The following is a 23436-nucleotide window of genomic DNA, read 5'->3' on the forward strand; positions in this document are numbered from 1 at the left end:
TCGAGGTCACAAGCCAATCTTTCCAAAAAGGTAAAAGGCAACCTTTTCGAAAAGATCGTCTTGTGCTTGTCGGGGGTGGGCACAAGGAAAGCTTCTCCGAATAATCATCGCAGGAACAATTGTCCTTTGATTGTTCCGAAGGCGCTTCCGCTTTTCTTCTTGTCATAGTTTTCTTTCTTCAAGTATAATATTGGTAACTGATCTAAGGTCGGGCAACTGAAAATAGGAGGATTTTAACATTGAACAATAGAAAGAATGAAAGCATCAAGATTGTGGCATTGGGGGGAGTGGGTGAATTTGGCAAGAATATGTACCTTGTGGAGGTGGATGAAGACATATTTGTTCTAGATGCAGGACTCATGATACCGGAAAATGAAATGTTCGGAATAGATATTGTCATCCCTGACTTCACTTATCTCGCTCAAAATAAAGAAAAGGTTAAAGGAATCTTTTTGACACATGGTCATGAAGATCATATCGGTGCCCTATCATATATATTAAGAGATCTTAGTGTTCCTGTATATGGTACGAAGCTGACGCTGGCATTAGCAAAAGCGAAAATGAAGGAACAGGAATATAAAGGTCAAATAAATTTTGTGGAAATTCATTCGGACTCTAAGATCGAGTTTCAATCTGCGGACGTTTCATTTTTTCATACGACCCATAGCATTCCAGACAGCGTTGGAATTTGTATACATACTTCAGAGGGAAGTATTGTTTACACTGGGGATTTTAAATTTGATCAAGCAGCGGCTTCTAATTACAAGCCTGAGATAGGAAAAATGGCGAGAATCGGTGAAGATGGTGTTCTTTGCTTGCTTTCCGACAGTACGGAGGCAGATAAACCGGGTCATACCCAATCGGAAGCCAAAGTAGTCAGCCAAGTAACAGATACCTTTTTTAATGCTCCAGGTCGAATCATCGCTGCATCTTTGGCATCTGATTTAATAAGAATTCAGCATATTTTTGATGCAGCCTATAAAAGCAGAAGAAAAGTTGCGGTCGTTGGAAAATTCTCGCAATCAGCTTTCGATATCGCACTTCAGCTTGGGTATTTACAAGTACCCGAGGAATTAATCATTCCCATTTCTGAAATCAATCAATATCCGGATGATGAAATTGTCATTCTACTAACAGGATCCCAGGGAGAGCCCATTGAAGTTTTGCAAAAAATGTCCAAGCAGCTTCATAAGCAGATCAATATTAAACAGGGTGATACTGTCATGCTAACTGCCTTCCCGATTAGAGGGAGCGAGGTAATCATTTTTAAGACGATTGATATGCTTTTTCGTGCAGGAGCAAATGTGATTTCAGGAAAGGGTGCATTTGGCACATCAAGCCACGGAAGTCAGGAAGAGCTTAAATTTATGATTAATTTAATGCAGCCGAAATTCTTTATTCCTGTTCATGGCGAATATCGCATGTTAAAGGCACATGCCAAAGTTGCTTTGGAAAGCGGTTTAACGAATGATCAAATTTTCATCCCTGAAAAAGGCGAGGTTGCAGAAATAAAAGAAGGCCGGATTCGCCCCGCTGGCCGCATTCCATCAGGCAATATTCTAATTGATGGAAGTGGAGTCGGAGATGTCGGGAACATTGTATTAAGAGACAGAAAGCTTCTTTCTCAAGATGGGATATTACTTGTCGTTGTGACCTTGAATAAAAAGGAAAAAAGCATATGTGCTGGACCTGAAATTATTTCCAGAGGATTTGTATATGTAAGAGAATCTGAGGAACTTTTAATTGAGGCTACAAAGAAGGTCAGAGAAACTGTCGAAAAAAACATTTCAAAAGAAACCTTCGATTGGTCAGGAATTAAGCAAGATATGAGAGATGTATTGAATCAGTATCTATATGAAAAAACAAAACGAAGACCGATGATTTTACCGATTATTATGGAAGTTTAGAACTTAGGAAGCACAGCTCAAGCAGCTGTGCTTTTTATATTATTAATAAGCAATAAACTAACACCGAATGAAAATACTCCCAAAGACCATACTAAACTCATATGGATTTTGTTCTTTAAATTGGTTTGAAGGGAGAAAAAAGAAATGAACAATGACTTGAAACAAAGCGGCTCTGAAAATGAAGAGCAGGACAAGCCGAAGGAAGGACAATCCTCAGCTCTTATTGAGAAAATTCAACAGTTAGGGCAAACGAATGTTCCGCAACTATCCCAGGACTCAAAGATTCACTGTTTAACGATTGTTGGTCAAATAGAGGGGCATCTTCAACTGCCTCCACAAAATAAAACAACGAAATACGAGCACCTCATTCCCCAAATTGTCGCAATTGAACAAAACCCAAAAATTGAAGGGCTTTTAGTAATATTAAACACAGTGGGCGGAGATGTCGAAGCGGGACTTGCCATATCTGAAATGCTTGCCTCCTTATCAAAGCCAACGGTATCTATTGTGCTCGGTGGAGGACATTCGATAGGGGTTCCGATTGCTGTTTCATGTGACCATTCTTTTATTGCGGAAACCGCGACAATGACCATCCATCCGATTAGATTGACTGGCTTAGTTATCGGAGTGCCACAAACCTTTGAATACTTAGATAAAATGCAGGAGAGGGTCATTAATTTTGTTACGAAGAATTCGAATATTTCCGAAGAATATTTTAAAGAATTAATGTTTGCTAAAGGAAATTTAACGAGAGACATTGGCACGAATGTAGTAGGGAAAGAGGCTGTTGAGAGCGGATTAATCGATAGCGTGGGCGGAATTGGTCCAGCAATGAAACGGTTAAATGAGCTGATAGACCTTAATAAAAAGAAGAATGAAGGGATAGTCCAATGATTCTCTATACAATGATGCCACAGGAGCTTATTTATCAAACAAACGAAAGTGAATTTGAAAAACAAAAAGTCATATCTTACCAGGGGATTCCAATGCTAGTGAATATAGATGATGGGCAAACCGGCACAGTTATCCGGATTATGAGCAGTGATCCTGCACACTTTATGAATGAAGCATGTTTTCCAGGAGCAAAAATCACTTTAACATTACAGTGAATGAGGGCAGTGTGTTATAATAGATTTAATTTCAGGGCAGCCAAATTATGGCTGCTTTCTTCTTTCAATACATAATATTAACTTTTTTACATAAGATTCCGTGCATGTTTCATTAATCTATTGTTTAAGATGGAAATAAGAAGATAATACAGGGTGATAAAATGGCCAAAAAGAAGCGAAGACATTCTAGAAAAAAAGAAAATATTAAATCAACTATTAGGTTTGAGCTAATTGGTCTCGTCCTGCTTGCTTTAGGGGTAATAGCAATGGCAAAGCTTGGTAAGGCAGGGGATTGGACCGTTCTATTTTTCAAGTTTTTTATGGGAGATTGGTATATCTTAGGGATTTTGGGCATGATTGTTTTTGCTAGTTATATTATGTGGAAAAGGACATTGCCCCATTTTTTCAGCACTAAATTGGTAGGCTGTTATTTAATTATTTGCTCTATCCTATTACTTAGCCATACTACCCATATCGAATTATTAACAAATAGCGGAAAGGTACAAAACCCTAGTGTAATTAAACAAACCTTTGAAATGTTTGAGATGGTAAGGAATAGTGAAACGAGCACGGAGAAATTATATGGTGGCATGATAGGCGCCATCCTCATTGCCGTATTCTTCTATTTATTTGATGTTGCCGGGGCAAAATTTATTGCTCTAATCTTGATTATCATTGGAATTACATTAGTAACTGGCAAAACCTTTGGGGAGGCATTTGGAAAGCTTCTAACTGCTATTGGAAAATTTATAAAAAATCAATGGAATGCATTCATTCATGATATGAATGAATGGAACAGAAACCGTAAAGAAAAAAGAGTCTCAAGGCGTGAAAAGGCAAAAGAACGTAGAAGCAGAGTAGAGGAAGAGAATAGAACAGAACCCGTTATTAAAATTAATAGTGCGGTCGAGCAAAAGAAAGATTTACAGCCGGAACCTATTATTTCTAGTTTTATTGAAAAGGCTAACTATGAACAAAATAAACAGGTAGAGAAAGAAACGGCAAAAAGAATGGACAACCAATCAGATTCGGATTCAGGACCACCTATCACATTTACTGAAGTTGAAAACGTGGATTATGAATTGCCGCCTATTAATCTGCTGAAGCTGCCTAGACAAACAGATCAAAGCGGTGAATATGAATTAATACACGCAAATGCAGCAAAGCTTGAAAGAACTTTTCAAAGCTTCGGCGTAAAGGCAAGAGTAACTCAAGTTCACCTCGGTCCAGCTGTAACGAAATATGAGGTCCATCCCGATGTGGGAGTAAAGGTCAGTAAGATTGTTAGTTTGCACGATGATTTGGCCCTGGCACTTGCTGCAAAAGACATTAGAATTGAGGCTCCGATTCCAGGGAAATCTGCGATAGGGATTGAAGTACCCAATTCTGAAGTCGCAATGGTTTCACTTAGAGAAGTCATTGAAGCAAACCAATATGAGAAACCGGATTCAAAGCTATTAATTGGCCTTGGCCGTGATATTACAGGGGAATCGGTCCAAGCAGAATTAAATAAAATGCCCCATCTATTAGTAGCTGGTGCAACTGGCAGCGGAAAAAGTGTGTGCATTAATGGAATAATTACAAGTGTACTAATGCGGGCAAAACCTCATGAAGTGAAATTAATGATGATCGACCCCAAAATGGTTGAATTAAACGTGTATAATGGGGTCCCTCATTTGCTTGCTCCAGTTGTTACAGATCCTAAAAAAGCATCACAGGCGTTAAAGAAAGTTGTCAATGAAATGGAAAGACGATATGAGCTATTTTCGCATACAGGAACAAGAAATATTGAAGGCTATAATGACTATGTAAGAAAACACAATGCGGAAGAAGAAGCACAGCAGCCACTGCTGCCTTACATTGTCGTGATTGTAGATGAGCTTGCGGATTTGATGATGGTGGCATCCTCTGATGTAGAAGATGCGATCACAAGGCTTGCTCAAATGGCACGTGCAGCTGGAATACATTTAATTATTGCTACCCAGCGCCCTTCAGTTGATGTTATTACAGGGGTTATTAAGGCAAATATTCCTTCTCGGATTGCCTTTGCTGTCTCATCTGCGACTGATTCAAGAACGATTCTTGATATGGGTGGAGCGGAGAAATTACTAGGCAGAGGAGACATGCTCTTCCTACCAGTCGGTGCATCTAAGCCTGTTCGTATTCAAGGTGCCTTTTTATCAGATGAGGAAGTTGAGGATATAGTAAATTTTGTTATTGAACAGCAAAAGGCACAATACCAAGAAGAGATGATTCCTGATGAGATCCCAGAAACAACATCAGAAGTTGATGACGACCTGTACGATGAAGCAGTTGAGCTTATTTTAGAAATGCAAACAGCTTCTGTCTCAATGCTGCAGCGCAGATTTCGAATTGGCTATACGCGGGCTGCCCGCCTTATTGATGAAATGGAAGCCAGAGGAATCGTTGGTCCTTATGAAGGCAGTAAGCCGCGAGCTGTACTGTTAGGCAAGCCATCTGAAGAAGCAAGTTCATAGACACTTTTCTGAAAGACTCGTTTTATTTAAAACGGGTCTTTTTGGCAGAAAAAAAGTTTTGTGTTAAATGTGTTATACTAATATAATTATAATATAATGAGAGTCTATCTACTGTATGATGCGTTTTTACTATTTTTTTAATAATTTCTATTTCATTATTAACTAAAAAGTGTTATAGTATTTTCGATTAGTAGGAAAGATTGAACATCAGAGGTCTGATGTCTCCGAGAAAATTGGTTGGAGGAAACTGCATGTCCATAAAGTCAGATAACCGGCATTTATATTTACAAGTGATTGATCGCTTAAAACAAGACATTGATGATGGAAAGTATAAAGAAAAAGAAAAACTTCCCTCAGAATTTGATCTTGCCAAGCAACTTGGCGTAAGCAGAGCAACTCTTCGTGAAGCGCTTCGTATTCTTGAAGAAGAAAACGTTATCATACGCAGGCATGGAGTTGGGACTTTTGTAAATGCAAAGCCATTATTTACCTCAGGTATTGAACAGTTAAATAGTGTTACTGACATGATATTGAATGCAGGAATGAATCCAGGAACCATTTTCTTAAGTTCATCTACAATGGGACCGACTGAAGAAGATATTCGCCGTTTTTCATGTTCTGAGGAAGAGGAAATTATTGTGATCGAAAGGGTAAGAACTGCTAACGGTGAACCTGTTGTGTATTGTATTGATAAAATTCCAGTTCCAATTCTTGCTGAAACATTCACACATGAGCAGGAATCAATATTGAATTTACTGGAAGAAAAAGCGAATCGAAAAATAACATACGCAATCACCCAAATTGTACCGCTAGGTTATCATGAAAAAGTTTCCCCGATCTTAGAGTGTGATCCTGAAACTGCTTTGCTCGTTCTTAAGCAAATGCATTTTGATGAAACGGATGAGCCCATTCTGTATTCGGTCAATTATTTTAGAGCGGATAAGTTTAGTTTCCATGTTCTTAGGAAAAGGTTATAGTTCACTCCTAGGAAAAATAAGCTATTAGTAGCTCTAAGGCTTTTCTACTATCAGATAATTAAAATTATAGGGGGTCAATACCTTGAAGAAGCGAAAATTTGGTTTAGCGCTATCTTTAGTGCTAGCAGCTGGAACAATTTTAGGTGCTTGTGGAAAGTCGGAAGAAAAAGAAGGCGACACAGCTAAAACAGAAAAAAATGAAAGTGCTTTCTCTGTTGCAATGGTAACAGATGTTGGTGGGGTAGATGATAAATCTTTTAACCAATCAGCATGGGAAGGTCTTCAAGAGTTTGGTAAGAATAACGGACTTGAAGAAGGTAAAGGCGGATACAACTATTTGCAATCTAAATCAGATGCTGACTACTCCACTAACTTAAATAAACTTTCTCGTGAAGGATTTAATTTAGTATTTGGTGTTGGTTTCTTAATGGTAGAAGATATTAATACAATTGCTGGGCAGCAAAAGGATACTCATTTCGGGATCATTGATGGTGTTGTTGAACAGCCAAACGTTGTAAGCGTTCTATTTAAAGAGCAAGAAGCGGCATTCCTTGCTGGTGTAGCGGCTGCAAAGGCAACTAAATCTAATCAAATTGGCTTTATTGGCGGAATGGAAATTCCAGTAATTGAGCGTTTTGAATCTGGCTTCTTAGCTGGTGTACAATCAGTAAACCCTGACATTAAAGTAAACGTTCACTATACTGGAGCTTTTGACAAAGCTGAACTAGGAAAAACGACAGCTGCACAAATGTATTCTTCAGGTATTGACGTAATTTTCCACGCTGCTGGTGGTACTGGTAATGGTTTATTTACTGAAGCAAAAGACCTTAAGAAGAAAGATCCTACAAGAGAGATTTGGGCAATTGGTGTTGACTCTGATCAGACTTTAGAAGGTGTCGTTGAAATTGATGGCAAAAACCATAACGTTATCCTTACATCTGCTATGAAAGGTGTAAAAACGGCTGTAATCGATATTTCTGAAAAATCAAAGGCTGGCAACTTCCCTGGCGGCCAAACATTAGTATATGGTTTAGCTGAGGAAGGTGTTAATTTAGCGCCAATCAATGAAGAAGTCTCTAACAAGGCTGATATTGAATCTGCTGTTAATGAATGGTCAGAAAAAATTAAGAACGGTGACATCACAGTTCCTGGTACTAAAGATGAGCTCGAAAATTTTAAAGCTCAATAAGTAGATTGCGGTGGAATTAGTCATTTCTTATACTAATAAAATGTAAATCTACTATTCTTTACTGAGGAATAAGCGGGTTGGTAAACCGGCCCCTTATTCCTTTTTTAAATTCAATGGAAACTTAATTGAAGTGTAGAAAAAAAACTTCTACATTTCACTTAAGGTTTTATTAAACTACGTCGTTAAGTTTGAAAAAGTCTGACATCTTACAACAAATACTTTCCTTTTATCTTGAGCAAGGAGTGAAAATAATGGAATACGTGATTGAAATGCTCAATATTCGTAAAGAATTTCCAGGGATTGTGGCGAATGACAACATCACCCTTCAATTAAAAAAAGGTGAAATTCATGCATTATTAGGTGAAAATGGTGCTGGAAAATCAACGCTAATGAACGTCCTGTTTGGATTGTATCAGCCCGAAGAAGGTGAGATCCGCGTTAATGGAAAACCTGTGAAAATTACAAATCCTAATATAGCAAATGACTTAGGAATTGGGATGGTGCATCAGCACTTTATGCTTGTTGACCCTTTTACGGTAACGGAAAATATCATTCTTGGAAAAGAAACGACTGCAGGCGGAAAGATTGATATTAAAAAAGCTGAAAAAGAAGTAAGAGAAATCTCAGAAAAATACGGCTTGGCAGTTGATCCTAAGGCTAAGATTGCTGATATTTCTGTAGGGATGCAGCAGCGGGTTGAAATCTTAAAAACATTATATCGCGGTGCAGAAATTCTTATTTTCGATGAACCGACTGCTGTATTAACACCTCAGGAAATTCATGAGTTAATCCAAATCATGAAGGCATTAATAAATGAAGGTAAATCAATCATTTTAATTACCCATAAATTGAAAGAAATTATGGAGGTTTGTGATCGAGTAACCGTTATTCGTAAGGGCGTTGGCATTGGAACGGTTAATGTCAGCGAAACAAACCCCAATGAGCTTGCCAGCTTAATGGTTGGCCGTGAAGTTGAATTTAAGACGGAAAAGAAAGAAGCAGAGCCCGAACAGGATGTACTGGTTATTCATGATCTGCATGTTAAGGATTCACGCGGGCTCCCAGCTGTAGAAGGATTAAGTCTTACAGTTAAAGCTGGTGAGATATTAGGAATTGCTGGGGTAGATGGGAATGGACAAACAGAATTACTTGAGGCTATTACAGGATTAAGAAAATCTGAAAGTGGTTCCATTAAGCTTAATGACAAGGAAATTAGAAATCAACCATCTAGAAAAGTGACGGAATCTGGGATAGGCCATATTCCCCAGGATCGTCATAAGCATGGGCTAGTACTCGATTTTCCAATCGGAGAAAATATGGTTCTACAAACGTATTATAAACAGCCTTATTCAAAAAATGGGGTATTAAACTTTAAAGAAATATATAAAAAAGCAATAGGATTAATCCAAGAATATGATGTTCGAACTCCAAGTGAATTTACATTAGCCCGGGCTTTGTCCGGCGGGAACCAGCAAAAGGCAATCATCGGCCGTGAAATTGATCGTAATCCAGATTTGCTTATTGCAGCCCAGCCTACACGAGGGTTAGATGTTGGCGCAATTGAGTTTATTCACAAACGCCTTATTGATCAGCGTGATCAAGGTAAGGCAGTCTTGCTCTTATCTTTTGAACTCGATGAAATTATAAATGTGAGTGATCGCATTGCTGTTATATATGAAGGAAAAATTGTTGCCATTGTTGATCCAAAACAAACAACAGAACAAGAATTAGGATTGTTAATGGCCGGTTCGAAACGGAAGGAAGCAGGTGAAAAAGCAGATGTCTAATCGCTTGAAAAATATGATTGTTCCCCTTTTAGCTGTTCTATTAGGGATAATTGCCGGAACCATTATTATGATTGCTACTGGCTATAATGCTGGTGAAGCATTTTATGCACTTTGGGACGGTGCCTTCGGTGATATTTATTATTTTGGGGAAACCATTAGACAGGTGACGCCATTAATACTTGCTGGATTGGCCGTTGCTTTTGCATTCAAAACGGGATTGTTTAATATTGGGGTAGAAGGACAGCTAATTGTTGGGTGGCTTGCAGCCGTTTGGGTAGGGTTCGCATTTGACCTTCCGAAAATTATTCACTTGCCTTTAGCTGTTTTAGCTGCTGCCGCAGCTGGAGCACTTTGGGCATTTATCCCTGGATTTTTAAAAGCCCGTTTCCGTGTCCATGAGGTTATTGTTACGATTATGTTAAACTATGTAGCTTTACATGTATCAAACTATTTCGTTCGTTCGGTTTTTTCTGAAAAGAGTGATCGCACACCAAATATCCATGAAACAGCTTCTTTGCGTTCCCCTTTTCTCGAGGGTCTAACAGATTTCTCCCGCTTACATTGGGGTATCGTAATTGCTCTTTTCTGTGCATTGTTAATGTGGTTTATTCTGGAAAAAACGACTAGAGGGTATGAATTAAAATCAGTTGGTTTTAATCAGCATGCTTCTGAATATGCCGGTATGAATGTTCGCTCTAATATTATTTTATCAATGGTGATTTCGGGTGCCTTTGCGGGACTAGCCGGCGCAATGGAAGGGCTTGGCACCTTTGGCTATACAGCGGTAAAGGGCGGGTTCACAGGTGTAGGATTCGATGGAATTGCTGTAGCCTTGCTCGGTGCAAACGGACCTATCGGCATTATTTTAGCGGCTCTATTATTTGGTGCTTTAAAGGTAGGGGCCTTAAATATGCCACTTGAAGCAGGCGTTCCAAATGAACTTGTTGATATTATTATTGCATTAATTGTCTTCTTTGTAGCAGCTAGTTATATGATTAGAATCTTCATTGATCGTATTGGTAAAAAGGGGGTGAAGTAAGTGGGCATCATCGATATGTTAGCAATCATTATTCCCTCAACAATGCTTTGGGCCGCACCACTTATTTTCACAGCATTAGGCGGAACCTTTTCAGAGCGTTCAGGTGTTGTAAATATTGGGCTTGAAGGATTAATGGTTATCGGTGCGTTTACGGCTATTGTCTTTAATCTAACGTTCGCAAGCACTTTTGGAAGCTTGACTCCATGGGTTTCGTTACTTGCGGCAATGGTTATTGGTGCACTACTTTCTGTTTTCCACGCAGTTGCATCAATTACATTTAGAGCGGACCAGGTTGTCTCCGGTGTTGCAATAAATTTATTGGCTATCGGAGCAGCATTGTTTCTAGTTAAGTTTATTTATGATAAAGGTCAAACTGATGCTATTCAAAAAGGCTTCCATAAGATTGATATTCCCATTTTAGGTGATATTCCACTAATAGGAAGATTGTTTTTCTCAAATACGTATTACACTTCTTATGTAGCAATCATTGTTGCCTTTATTGCGTGGTATGTTATTTTTAAAACCCCATTTGGATTAAGATTGCGATCTGTCGGTGAACACCCAATGGCGGCTGATACAATGGGGATAAATGTAACAAAAATTCGCTACATTGCGGTTATCCTTTCTGGTGCGCTAGGCGGAATCGGCGGAGGCGTTTATGCTCAATCGATTACTTCAGACTTTAGCCATGCGACCATTAGCGGTCAAGGTTTTATGGCATTAGCCGCAATGATTTTCGGGAAATGGCATCCACTAGGGGCCATGGGCGCTGCCTTATTCTTCGGATTCGCTCAAAGCTTAAGTATTATCGGATCAAGCTTGCCTTTCTTGGAAAATATTCCGAATGTCTATTTATTAATTGCTCCATATGTGTTAACGATTCTTGCCTTAACAGGATTTATCGGACGTGCTGATGCGCCAAAGGCATCAGGTGTCCCATATATTAAAGGTTCACGATAACTTGCTTAAGACCTCATTTATTGGGGTCTTTTTTTCGTACCCGGTATCACAATTTCCTTTTAAGTTAATAACTTGAAATAAGGAATTAGGGCAAGTTATATTTAGAATAAGATTTAATTTAAAAAGTTTGAGGAAAATAACCACTATTAAGTTACATATGATAGTAAAGTAAATAATATTTACAGAATGATTGGGAGGACAGAATATGGAAATTTTATCAGAAGCCGTTAAACCGATGAATGGCTATAAACTTCATATTGTAAAAACCGAAAAATACAAAACAAATACTATTGTTTGGAAGATGAAAGCTCCGCTAAATAAAGAATTTGCTACTCTTAGGGCTTTACTTCCATATGTACTGCAGAGCAGCAGTGAAAATTATCCTACCACCGGGAAGTTACGTTCTTATTTAGATGAGCTTTATGGAGCGACTTTTTATGTAGACCTATCGAAAAAAGGTGAGTACCACATTATTAGTTTTTCATTGGAAATTGCTAATGAAAAATTTTTATCTGACAGTACACCCCTTTTAAAGGAAGCATTTCAATTTTTATCAGAGATTTTAACGAAACCAAATGTTCAAGGAAATGCTTTTGATAAAGATACTGTGGAGAATGAAAAAAGGACATTAAAACAAAGAATTCAATCTGTATATGACGATAAAATGCGTTATTCCAACTTTCGTCTCGTTCAAGAAATGTGTAAGGAGGAGCCGTACTCACTGCATGTTCATGGAGAAAAAGAAGACGTTGACCCAATTACCCCAGAGAGTCTTTACGAATATTACCAGAATTCTTTAAATCAGGACGAGATGGACCTTTACGTGATTGGGGACGTAAATGTGGAAGAAGTAGAGGCATTTGCACAGGAGCTATTGCAATTTGCTGATCGAACTCCGCAGCTTATCCAATCTTCTGCATTTAGAGAAAAGAATGATGTTCATGAGGTAATCGAAAACCAAGATGTAAAGCAAGGAAAATTAAATATTGGCTATCGAACAAATATTGTATATGGGGACGAGGATTACTATGCTTTACAAGTTTATAACGGAATATTTGGAGGTTTTTCACATTCCAAATTATTTATCAACGTAAGGGAAAAAGCGAGTCTTGCTTATTACGCGGCAAGCAGGCTGGAGAGCCATAAAGGATTATTAATGGTGATGACAGGAATTGATAATAAAAATTATGATCAGGCTGTCAGCATTATCCATGCACAAATTGAGGCAATGAAAAATGGTGATTTCACGGAGGAAGAATTAAAACAGACGAAGGCTGTAATTAAAAACCAGCTGCTGGAGACTATTGATACATCTAGAGGAATAGTAGAGGTCCTTTATCATAACGTAGTATCTCAGAAAGATATTTCCATTCAGGATTGGATGGATAAAATGGATCTGGCTACAAAGGAAGATATAGTTGCAGTCGCCAAAAAAATCACTTTAGATACGATATATTTCTTAACTGGGAAGGAGGCAGGAATGTAATGGAAAAAATTACATTTGAACAGCTGAAGGAAGAATTGTTTTTTGAGAAACTTGAAAATGGTTTAGATGTGTACATCCTGCCAAAAGAGGGTTTTAATAAAACATATGCGACTTTTACAACGAAATATGGGTCTATTGACAACCATTTCCTTCCTCAAGGAAAAAATGAATATGTAAAAGTTCCCGATGGGATTGCCCACTTTTTAGAGCATAAGCTGTTTGAGAAAGAAGATGGGGATGTCTTTCAGCAATTTAGCAGGCAGGGAGCATCTGCTAATGCATTTACTTCTTTCACAAGAACAGCTTATTTATTCTCGAGTACATCAAATGTAGAACAAAATCTTGAAACATTAATTGACTTTGTTCAATATCCATACTTTACAGAACAAACTGTTGAGAAAGAAAAGGGAATCATTGGACAGGAAATTACCATGTATGATGATAATCCTGACTGGCGCTTGTATTATGGTTTAATTGAAAATATGTATCAGCAACATCCTGTAAAAATTGACATTGCTGGTACGATTGAAACGATTTCACATATTACGAAAGATTTGCTTTATGAGTGCTATCATACGTTCTACCACCCAAGTAATATGCTATTATTTATTGTAGGGCCTGTAACTCCAGACAATATTATGAAACAAATTAAGGATAACCAAGCATCAAAAGATTACAAGGAATTGCCGGAAATAAATCGTAAATTCGAAGAAGAACCTGAACAGGTCGCTAAGAAAAAACAAGTTTTGCAAATGAATGTTCAAACATCCAAATGTTTAGTAGGCATAAAGGCAAAGAATGTGAATAAGTCCGGCCAGGAATTATTGAAAACAGAGCTGTGCTTAAACGTCATGCTGGATATTATGTTTGGTAAAAGCTCTGACCATTATAGTACTTTATATAATCAAGGGCTAATTGATGATACGTTTTCGTTTGATTATACCCAGGAAAAAAGTTTCGGGTTTGCTATGGTTGGCGGTGATACAAATGATCCAGAAAAGCTTGCTGAATCGTTAAAGAATATTCTTTTAAAAATGAAGGAAAAGGGAGCCATTTCAGAAGCGAGCTTAGAACGAACGAAAAAGAAAAAGATTGGTGCATTTCTGCGGGCCATAAATTCTCCGGAATATATTGCGAATCAATTTACAAGATATGCCTTTAATGAAATGAATTTATTTGATGTTGTCGCTACCCTTGAAGCGATAAAAATAGAAGATATTGAAAGTATTGCAAGTGATTTTATTTCAGAAGACAGATTTTCTGTTTGTCAAGTTGTTCCGAAAGGTTGATTAACAAAAACATTAGGACGATAATAAAGAGAAAGCGCCTTTCATGTTGGCGCTTTCTTTCCTTTTTATTATAGCGCATGGAGTGAACAGGATGAGGAAATATGCATTAATTACGGGAGCAAGCGGTGGAATTGGGGAAGCGATTGCAGCTAAATTAGCGGCTGAAGGCTATCATTTATATTTGCATTATCATGAGAATAAAAAGGCAATTGAAACTCTAATGGAGCAGCTTAAAGCATTTGGCGGAGAGTATATTCCAATCCAGTCAGATTTATCTTCAAAAAGTGGCTATAAAAAGCTCGCAAAAAATATTTTTTCCATTGATGCCATTATACATAATAGCGGTATAAGCCATTACGGTCTTCTATATGAGCTTGAGGACAGCATGGCAGAAAAGCTGATCAACCTTCATGTAACAACACCACTTATGCTTACGAAGCAATTACTGCCTAAATTACTGGCCAAAAGAAGCGGAAACATCATCGTCATCTCTTCCATATGGGGTCAAACAGGAGCTGCTTGTGAAGTCGCCTATTCCACTGTTAAAGGAGCCCAAATATCGTTTGTCAAAGCGTTAAGCAAGGAACTGGCCTTTAATGGTATTAGAGTGAATGCTGTAGCGCCAGGTGCCGTGCAAACAGCTATGATAGAGGGCTTTTCATTTGATGAGCTTGAATCGCTAAAAAATGAAATTCCAATGGGGAGACTCGCTTCACCTGAAAATATTGCTGATTCTGTTTCATTTCTTCTATCAGAAAAATCGTCCTATATTACTGGACAAGTACTTGCCGTAAATGGTGGTTGGTATACTTAATCAAATGGATTGCCGAAGAAATCATGAATATTTTTTCTCTCCAATAAACAAAATAACTATGTACTATAGTGTACAACACAGTTTTTAAAGGAGGATATATTCATGTCTGTACTTGAAAATTGGCAGCAATGGAAAGACTTTCTAGGCGATCGTCTAGATCAGGGACAGCAGCAGGGAATGAATAAAGACACCGTTAATGATCTTGCCTACCAAATCGGTGACTACTTAGCGAAACAAGTAGATCCGAAAAATGAACAGCAGAGAATTCTCTCTGATTTATGGTCAGTTGCTGATAAGGATGAACAGATGGCCATTGCGAACGTTATGGTTAAACTGGTTGAGAACAACGGAACACAATAATACATGAAAAAAAGAGAGGAGCACCCTCTCTTTTTTTTATGCTTTTTACAGATTTAATCTCTATGTATATTTTGAAAATGATTAAAAATCTATTTTTATGATGTTCTGCTTTGTTTTTCCTTTCATCTTTCTTCGAAATCATTTATTATAAAGGGGCGTATTGATAAAGAGGACAAATAGGTCTTTCATATTCAACCTCTTAAACGTAAAGGGAAGTTTAGGAACGGTACTAAGGAGGTTATTAATTTTGAGTAAAACAGAGTGGTATTTAGAGTATGAAATCCAAAAGAACCGACCCGGTTTGCTTGGTGATATTTCTTCCCTTTTAGGTATGCTTTCCATAAACATTGTTACGATCAATGGTGTTGATGAAGGCCGCAGAGGGCTATTAATTCTAGCAGAAAGCAATGAACAAATTGTTCGGCTAGAGTCAATTTTACATACAATGGATACAATAAAATTGATTAAACTCCGTAAACCAAAATTAAGGGACCGCTTAGCTGTTCGACACGGAAGATATATACAAAGAGACGCAGATGACAAAAAGACTTTCCGTTTTGTAAGGGACGAGCTGGGACTATTAGTTGACTTTATGGCAGAATTATTTAAGCAGGAAGGGCACAAACTAATAGGTATAAGAGGAATGCCTCGAGTAGGAAAAACCGAATCAATTGTTGCTTCAAGTGTCTGTGCTAATAAAAGATGGTTATTCGTTTCCTCAACTCTTTTAAAACAAACTATTCGCAATCAATTAATTCATGATGAGTATAACGAAAATAATCTATTTATTATTGATGGAATTGTCTCTTCTAGACGAGCAAATGAACGCCATTGGCAGCTTGTTCGTGAAATTATGAATATGAATGCTGTTAAAGTAGTTGAGCATCCAGATATCTTTGTGGAAAATACAGAGTATTCGATTGAAGATTTCGATTATATAATTGAGCTTCGCAATGATCCTGAAGAGGAAATAAAATATGATATTGTCGATAAAACCAAAATGATCTCCGAATCGGACTTTGGAGGCTTTGATTTTTCGTAAGTTGGAAGGTGTTAAAAATTGTCAGAACTTGGGGTTAGGCTAAAAGAAGCCCGATTGGCTAAAGGATTAAGTCTTGATGACTTGCAGGTAGCTACTAAAATTCAAAAAAGGTATTTAATTGGCATTGAAGAAGGAAATTATAGTATGATGCCTGGGCAATTCTATATACGGGCTTTTATTAAACAGTATGCAGAAGCGGTAGGCCTACAGCCGGAAGAGCTATTTGAACAGTATAAATCAGAAATTCCTTCTACAATAAATGAGGATATTCCTGAAAAATTGTCTAGAGTGCAATCAAGAAAAGATATTACTTCTGGTGGTTCAAAGGTATTTGATATTCTTCCGAAAATATTAATTGCTGTATTTATTATAGGTGCAGCAGCTGTTGTTTATTACTTCGTCACCCAAAAAGGGGATGGAAATGAAGATAAGGATCTCGCAGATAATAGCGGAAATGAGCAAGTGCGTCTTGAAGAATCAGAAAACTTCTCCAAAGATTCTAATGCTAATTCCGATGCGAACTCTGATAAGGAATCTTCAAAAGCGGATGAAGAAAATGAGGCAACAGAGGATGAAGCCAAAGAGGAAACGCCTCCTGCACCGAAGCAAGAGCTTACTGTCGTTGAAACTAGCGGCAAAAATTCAATATATGAACTAAAAAATGCAGATAAGTTTGAATTGAAGGTTGTTTCGACTGGGAAAACATGGGTTAGTGTCAAAAATGGAAAGGGAACCTCTTTCTACCAAGGAACATTAACAAAAGGTGACACTGAAAGTCAGCTTCTCGATTTTTCAAAAGAGACTGAAGCTGCGCTTATCATTGGGAACTCCCTAGAAACTGAGATTTATGTGAATGATGAAAAAATTACTTTTGCCATTGATCCCGCTCAGGTTGTGACGCAGAATATTACCATTCGCTACTTAACGAGCAACGAATAGTCATCTTTTGATGACTATTTTTCACTTTTACTCATCGCTTATTACAAACTGGAGGTAAATCATGAATCTACCTAACAAAATTACAATTTCAAGAATTTGCCTTATCCCTTTGTTCTTAATTATTATGCTCGTGCCATTCTCGTGGGGTGAGGTGACTTTGCTTGGGACAACGCTTCCCGTGACGCATTTAATTGGAGCATTAGTTTTTATTTTTGCCTCTGCTACAGACTGGGTGGATGGCTATTACGCAAGGAAGCTTAACCTCGTAACAAACTTTGGTAAGTTCCTTGATCCATTGGCAGATAAGCTGCTAGTTTCTGCTGCGTTAATCGTTCTTGTGGAACTTGGATTTGCTCCATCATGGATCGTGATTATCATTATTAGCCGTGAATTTGCGGTTACTGGTTTACGTCTTCTTCTAGCTGAAGGGGGAGAAGTAGTTGCAGCAAACATGTTAGGGAAAATCAAAACATGGGCACAAATAGTGGCAATTTCAGCTTTGCTTTTACATAATATTATATTTGAAATGTTTTCTATTCCTTTTGCTGATATAGCCCTTTGGATTGCCATGATCTTTACGATTTGGTCTGGCTGGGATTATTTCATAAAAAATAAGCAAGTTTTTTCTAATTCAAAATAGATTTCGTAAATTAAGGTGGCGTCCCGAATGAATGCAGAAATCATTGCTGTAGGTTCTGAACTATTACTAGGTCAAATAGTAAATACAAATGCTAAGTTTTTGTCGCAGCAGCTTGCTGATTTAGGCATTAATGTTTATTATCATACAGTTGTTGGAGATAATCCAAAGCGTCTAAAGGCTGCAATTGAAATAGCCGAAAACCGCTCTGATTTTCTTATTTTTACTGGTGGTTTAGGACCAACGAAAGATGATCTAACGAAGGAAACGATTGCTAATCATTTGAGCAAGCAGCTGATCATGGATGAACAAGCTCTTAAATTAATCGAACTCTATTTTGAACGTTCAAATCGGGTAATGACTGAAAATAATAAAAAGCAAGCGATTGTCCTGGAAGGTTCGCAAGTATTGCCAAATGAGCATGGAATGGCGCCTGGAATGTTTCTTGATACAAACAAGCATATGTATATGCTGCTTCCGGGGCCGCCTAAGGAAATGGAACCGATGTTTCTAAAGCATGGGTACCCGCTTCTGCGCTCAAAGCTTTACGAAGAAGATGTCATTGTGTCGCGAGTTTTAAGATTTTTCGGCATTGGGGAAGCCTTGCTTGAAACAGAAATAGAGGATTTAATAGATTCCCAATCCAATCCAACTATAGCCCCTTTAGCTTCCGATGGAGAGGTAACGCTCAGACTTACAGCGAAGCATAAGCAGGTGGAAACGGCTCTTCAATTATTGGATGAAACAGAGAAAGCCATTCTCTCTCGTGTGGGAGAATATTTTTATGGCTATGATGATACTTCTCTTATGAATGAGACTATTAAATTAATGAAAGAAAATGGCTTAACTATTAGCTGCGCCGAAAGCTTAACTGGGGGAATGTTTCAACAGACATTTACATCCATTCCAGGTGCTGGCTCCTTTTTAAAGGGAGGAGTTGTGTGCTATACAAATGAAGTGAAAGCAAATGTACTTCATGTACAGCAAGAGACCATTCATAAAGAAGGAGTCGTCAGTGCACAATGTGCAATGGAACTAGCTGAAAATGTTGCGGCTCTGATGAATTCGGATATAGGGATCAGCTTAACTGGTGTAGCAGGTCCGGATGAACTTGAAGGCAAGGCTGTTGGCACTGTCTTTATAGGGATTTATTTGAAGGGGAAGCTACTAACTGCAGAAAAGTTAAATTTAGGAGGTACAAGGGAAGCCATTCGGGTCAGAAGTGTAAAATATGGCTGCTACTTTCTAATGAGGCACCTCAAAGCAATTCAGAATGTCAATTAAGGCATTCTGTTTTTTAATTCTCGCAATAAAATGTTAGACAACTTTCTATAATTTCATTTTCTATACAATAAACACTATGAAAATATTAATTTCCGCTAGTGAAAATATCATTATCTTTCATACTAAGCAGTAAAAAAAGACGAATGAATGTTCGAATTTATTCTCGACAAACCAATGGAAAACAGTTATAGTAAAGATAGGTTTTTAGATCAAATATAAACAAATGTGTTCTTGTTAAGATAAAGGAGGAAGAAAAATGAGCGATCGTCAAGCAGCACTTGAGATGGCATTAAAACAAATAGAAAAGCAATTTGGTAAAGGTTCAATTATGAAGCTAGGGGAGCAAACAGATCGTCAAATATCTACTATACCAAGTGGTTCACTAGCATTGGATGCAGCACTTGGAGTAGGCGGCTATCCTCGGGGCCGAATCATTGAAATTTATGGACCTGAAAGCTCAGGTAAAACAACAGTGGCATTACATGCTATTGCAGAAGTGCAAGCAACTGGAGGACAAGCAGCGTTTATTGATGCAGAGCACGCCCTTGATCCTGTTTACGCACAAAAGCTTGGGGTAAATATTGATGAACTGCTTCTTTCTCAGCCTGACACAGGCGAACAAGCATTAGAGATCGCTGAGGCCCTTGTAAGAAGCGGTGCGGTAGATATACTGGTCGTTGACTCTGTTGCAGCTCTTGTTCCAAAAGCGGAGATTGAAGGGGAGATGGGAGATGCCCATGTCGGCCTGCAAGCTCGTTTAATGTCTCAGGCACTGCGTAAACTTTCAGGTGCAGTTAATAAATCCAAAACGATTGCTATTTTCATCAACCAGATCCGTGAAAAAATAGGAGTCATGTTTGGAAATCCTGAGACTACCCCAGGTGGACGTGCTCTTAAATTCTACTCAACTATCCGTCTAGAAGTACGCCGTGCTGAACAATTAAAACAGGGCACTGATATTGTGGGAAATAAAACAAAGATTAAAGTAGTTAAGAATAAAGTTGCCCCTCCGTTCCGCGTGGCAGAAGTGGATATTATGTATGGGGAAGGAATATCTAAGGAAGGCGAAGTTATTGACATAGGCTCTGAGCTTGATATCGTCCAAAAGAGCGGCTCTTGGTATTCTTACAATGAGGAGCGTGTAGGACAAGGCCGTGAAAACGCCAAGCAATTCCTGAAGGAAAATAAAGATATTCGTATACAAATTCAAAATCAAATACGTGAGCACTATGGACTTGATAGTGTAAAATCACTTAGTGATGACGAGGGACAAGAGGAACTTCAACTAATTGACTAATGATATATGACATTTTTTCGTAGAGTAAGCAAAGCCGTTCAGATTAAGTGGCTTTGCTTTTTATTATGATTAAAGAAAATTCCAAAGATATATGCATAATAACTAGCGCAGCAACGACAAAGCCTTGACAATGAAATTCCACACCTTTACAATTAAAAATGTATATTTTACATTTTATGATGAATGAAAACGTTGAAAAGCCTTTGTGCTGTATGTTGAATGAGACAATATACATGCCGACACTTTAAAAACGTAACACAAAAAAGTTCATAGCAAGAGGAGGTGAAATGATGGAATTATTAACAGCAATCATCATCTCCAGTTTGCTTGGCCTATTCGTCGGTGCAGTTGTTAGCTATTTTGTTTGTAAGTCCATTGCCCAAGCAAAGATCGCAGGAGCCAAGGATTCTGCAGAGCAGATTTTGGAAGACTCCAAGCGGGAAGCAGAAGCATTAAAGAAAGAAGCCTTGCTTGAAGCAAAGGATGAGATTCACAAGCTTCGCACAGAAGCGGAGCGTGAAATTCGTGATCGAAGAAATGAGCTTCAAAAACAAGAAAATCGTTTACTGCAAAAAGAAGAAAATCTTGATCGTAAAGATGAAACGTTAGATAAACGTGAAACACTTTTAGAGAAGAGGGACGATTCTCTTAACAAAAGACAACAGCATATTGAAGAGATGGAAAGCAAAGTGGACGAGATGGTACGATCACAACAAGCTGAGCTAGAACGCATCTCAGGCTTAACTCGTGAAGGGGCTAAGTCCATCATTTTAGAGCGTGTTGAGCAGGAAGTAGCTCACGATGTAGCTATAATGATTAAAGAGGGCGAGATTAGAGCGAAAGAGGAAGCCGATAAGAAGGCGAAGGATATCTTGTCACTGGCAATCCAACGATGCGCAGCGGATCATGTTGCAGAAACAACAGTTTCTGTAGTTAATCTGCCAAATGATGAAATGAAGGGACGGATCATCGGACGTGAAGGCCGAAATATCCGTACACTTGAAACGCTCACAGGAATTGATCTTATTATTGATGATACACCAGAAGCAGTCATTTTATCAGGATTTGATCCGATTCGCCGCGAGACTGCCCGTTTAGCTTTAGACAAGCTTGTTCAAGATGGTCGTATACACCCTGCGCGCATTGAAGAAATGGTTGATAAAGCACGCCGGGAAGTGGATGAACATATCCGAGAGATAGGTGAGCAGACAACCTTTGAAGTAGGTGTGCATGGACTTCATCCGGACCTTATTAAAATTCTCGGCCGCCTGAAATTCAGGACAAGCTATGGCCAGAATGTATTAAAGCATTCAATGGAAGTAGCACAATTGTCAGGATTACTTGCAGCAGAGCTAGGTCAGGACGAGACACTCGCAAGACGTGCAGGCTTGCTTCATGACATTGGTAAAGCCATTGACCATGAAGTGGAAGGAAGCCATGTTGAAATTGGGGTTGAGCTTGCAACGAAATATAAAGAGCACCCAATAGTTATTAACAGTATTGCTTCACATCATGGGGACACTGAGCCTACTTCAATCATTGCCGTTCTTGTAGCTGCAGCTGATGCTCTTTCAGCAGCACGACCAGGTGCGAGAAGAGAGACATTAGAAAATTATATTCGCCGTCTTGAAAAGCTTGAAGAGATTTCTGAATCTTATGATGGCGTTGAAAAGTCATTTGCCATCCAAGCTGGACGAGAAATTCGTATATTAGTAAAACCAGAACAAATTGATGACCTTGAAGCCCATCGTCTAGCGAGAGATATTCGAAAGAAGATCGAAGAAGAGCTTGATTATCCAGGACATATAAAAGTTACGGTTATTCGTGAAACACGAGCCGTGGAATATGCAAAATAAAGCGGTGCTTAGCATCGCTTTATTTTTTTCCAAACAAAATACATAAATAAACTTAAATAAAGAATGGAAATATAAACATTAATTGCCTATTGAGGCATAAACAAAAGAAATTAGCAAAGAAGGGACAAATATATGAACATATTATTTGTAGGGGATGTTGTTGGCTCTTTAGGAAGAGACATGATAAAGGAATACGTTCCTAAGCTAAAGGAAAAATACCGCCCACAAATTACGATTATCAATGGGGAAAATGCTGCAGGAGGCAAAGGAATTACTGAAAAAATTTACCGTGGTTTCCTGGAAGCCGGAGCACAGGCAGTTACACTTGGAAATCACACTTGGGATAATAAAGAAATATTTGACTTTATTGATGACGCGAAATATTTAGTGCGTCCTGCAAACTTCCCAGAAGGAAACCCAGGTAAAGGAATTGTTTACTTAAAATATAATGCAATCGAAGTGGCCGTTATCAGTTTGCAAGGGCGAACTTTTTTGTCTGCGATAGATTGTCCTTTTCGAAAAGCAGATGAACTGATTCTGGAGGCTCGAAAAAGAACACCCATTATATTTGTCGATTTTCACGCAGAAGCAACAAGTGAAAAACAAGCAATGGGCTGGTACCTAAATGGAAGAGTTACCGCAGTTATCGGCACTCATACACATGTACAAACAGCAGATCATCGTATTTTGCCAGAAGGGACTGCTTTTATGTCAGATGTTGGCATGACAGGCCCATATGATGGAATATTAGGGGTAGAAAGGGAAGCTGTGTTAAAAAGATTTATATCAAGCTTGCCTGTCAGATTTGAAGTCCCGAAAGAAGGGCGCACACAATTAAGTGCTGTACTTATTGAAATAGAAAATCAAACCGGAAAAGCAAAGAAAATGACTCCGATACTAATTAATGAGGATCATCCCTTTTATTCTTAAACGAATAACTGTGTCTAATTACCGAAAATGGTAAAT

20 protein-coding genes are annotated in these 23436 nt (G+C 38.3%); all 20 read left to right on the forward strand.

What is annotated here, in order from left to right:
* Positions 1 to 239 precede the first annotated feature (239 nt).
* A complete protein-coding gene (locus V7127_RS05635) occupies positions 240 to 1907 on the forward strand; it encodes a ribonuclease J (RefSeq protein ID WP_335484254.1) in 1668 nt (555 codons plus the stop codon).
* Positions 1908 to 2051: 144 nt separating this feature from the next.
* A complete protein-coding gene (locus V7127_RS05640; RefSeq protein WP_335353156.1) occupies positions 2052 to 2801 on the forward strand; it encodes a ClpP family protease in 750 nt (249 codons plus the stop codon).
* Positions 2798 to 3016, forward strand: coding sequence for a YlzJ-like family protein (locus V7127_RS05645; RefSeq protein WP_335353155.1), 219 nt, complete (start codon positions 2798 to 2800; stop codon positions 3014 to 3016). Before V7127_RS05640 ends, V7127_RS05645 begins: the two co-directional genes overlap by 4 nt.
* A 161-nt stretch (positions 3017 to 3177) precedes the next feature.
* Positions 3178 to 5514, forward strand: coding sequence for a DNA translocase FtsK (locus V7127_RS05650; RefSeq protein ID WP_335484256.1), 2337 nt, complete (start codon positions 3178 to 3180; stop codon positions 5512 to 5514).
* A gap of 251 nt (positions 5515 to 5765) precedes the next feature.
* Complete coding sequence (locus V7127_RS05655) at positions 5766 to 6491, forward strand: GntR family transcriptional regulator (protein WP_335346596.1); 726 nt, start codon at positions 5766 to 5768, stop codon at positions 6489 to 6491.
* 82 nt (positions 6492 to 6573) lie between these two features.
* Positions 6574 to 7680 (forward strand): BMP family lipoprotein, encoded by a 1107-nt coding sequence (locus V7127_RS05660; protein ID WP_335346597.1) that lies wholly within the window; start codon positions 6574 to 6576, stop codon positions 7678 to 7680.
* A gap of 251 nt (positions 7681 to 7931) precedes the next feature.
* On the forward strand, positions 7932 to 9467 hold the full coding sequence (locus V7127_RS05665) for an ABC transporter ATP-binding protein (protein ID WP_335484258.1): 1536 nt from the start codon (positions 7932 to 7934) through the stop codon (positions 9465 to 9467).
* The gene (locus V7127_RS05670; RefSeq protein WP_335345730.1) at positions 9460 to 10506 is read left to right on the forward strand and encodes an ABC transporter permease; all 1047 of its coding nucleotides are present in this window, start codon (positions 9460 to 9462) and stop codon (positions 10504 to 10506) included. The genes V7127_RS05665 and V7127_RS05670 overlap by 8 nt, the downstream gene beginning before the upstream one ends.
* 15 nt (positions 10507 to 10521) lie before the next feature.
* Positions 10522 to 11466 carry an ABC transporter permease gene (locus tag V7127_RS05675; RefSeq protein ID WP_438823971.1) on the forward strand — a complete coding sequence of 315 codons (945 nt, stop codon included), beginning with the start codon at positions 10522 to 10524 and terminating at the stop codon, positions 11464 to 11466.
* Between the two features lie 205 nt (positions 11467 to 11671).
* A complete protein-coding gene (gene yfmF, locus V7127_RS05680) occupies positions 11672 to 12952 on the forward strand; it encodes an EF-P 5-aminopentanol modification-associated protein YfmF (RefSeq protein ID WP_335484260.1) in 1281 nt (426 codons plus the stop codon).
* Positions 12952 to 14241 carry an EF-P 5-aminopentanol modification-associated protein YfmH gene (gene yfmH / locus V7127_RS05685; protein WP_335484262.1) on the forward strand — a complete coding sequence of 430 codons (1290 nt, stop codon included), beginning with the start codon at positions 12952 to 12954 and terminating at the stop codon, positions 14239 to 14241. The genes yfmF and yfmH overlap by 1 nt, the downstream gene beginning before the upstream one ends.
* Positions 14242 to 14332: 91 nt before the next feature.
* A complete protein-coding gene (gene ymfI / locus V7127_RS05690; RefSeq protein WP_335345726.1) occupies positions 14333 to 15055 on the forward strand; it encodes an elongation factor P 5-aminopentanone reductase in 723 nt (240 codons plus the stop codon).
* 102 nt (positions 15056 to 15157) lie between these two features.
* Positions 15158 to 15415: a DUF3243 domain-containing protein gene (locus V7127_RS05695; protein WP_335345725.1), complete on the forward strand. Its 258-nt coding sequence runs from the start codon at positions 15158 to 15160 to the stop codon at positions 15413 to 15415.
* Positions 15416 to 15662: 247 nt separating this feature from the next.
* A complete protein-coding gene (locus V7127_RS05700) occupies positions 15663 to 16457 on the forward strand; it encodes a DUF3388 domain-containing protein (RefSeq protein ID WP_335345724.1) in 795 nt (264 codons plus the stop codon).
* An 18-nt stretch (positions 16458 to 16475) separates the two neighbouring features.
* Positions 16476 to 17396, forward strand: coding sequence for a helix-turn-helix domain-containing protein (locus V7127_RS05705; RefSeq protein ID WP_335484264.1), 921 nt, complete (start codon positions 16476 to 16478; stop codon positions 17394 to 17396).
* Between the two features lie 61 nt (positions 17397 to 17457).
* Positions 17458 to 18036 (forward strand): CDP-diacylglycerol--glycerol-3-phosphate 3-phosphatidyltransferase, encoded by a 579-nt coding sequence (gene pgsA, locus V7127_RS05710; RefSeq protein ID WP_335353143.1) that lies wholly within the window; start codon positions 17458 to 17460, stop codon positions 18034 to 18036.
* A 27-nt stretch (positions 18037 to 18063) separates the two neighbouring features.
* Positions 18064 to 19317 carry a competence/damage-inducible protein A gene (locus tag V7127_RS05715; protein WP_335484266.1) on the forward strand — a complete coding sequence of 418 codons (1254 nt, stop codon included), beginning with the start codon at positions 18064 to 18066 and terminating at the stop codon, positions 19315 to 19317.
* A 256-nt stretch (positions 19318 to 19573) separates the two neighbouring features.
* Positions 19574 to 20614, forward strand: a complete 1041-nt coding sequence (recA, locus tag V7127_RS05720) for a recombinase RecA (protein ID WP_335353141.1) — start codon at positions 19574 to 19576, stop codon at positions 20612 to 20614.
* Between the two features lie 290 nt (positions 20615 to 20904).
* Positions 20905 to 22470 carry a ribonuclease Y gene (rny, locus tag V7127_RS05725; protein WP_335348024.1) on the forward strand — a complete coding sequence of 522 codons (1566 nt, stop codon included), beginning with the start codon at positions 20905 to 20907 and terminating at the stop codon, positions 22468 to 22470.
* Between the two features lie 132 nt (positions 22471 to 22602).
* Positions 22603 to 23400: a TIGR00282 family metallophosphoesterase gene (locus V7127_RS05730; protein WP_335484268.1), complete on the forward strand. Its 798-nt coding sequence runs from the start codon at positions 22603 to 22605 to the stop codon at positions 23398 to 23400.
* The last annotated feature ends 36 nt before the right edge of the window (positions 23401 to 23436 follow it).

The sequence above is a fragment of the Bacillus sp. JJ1773 genome (assembly GCF_036962035.1).
Taxonomy (GTDB): domain Bacteria; phylum Bacillota; class Bacilli; order Bacillales; family Cytobacillaceae; genus Cytobacillus.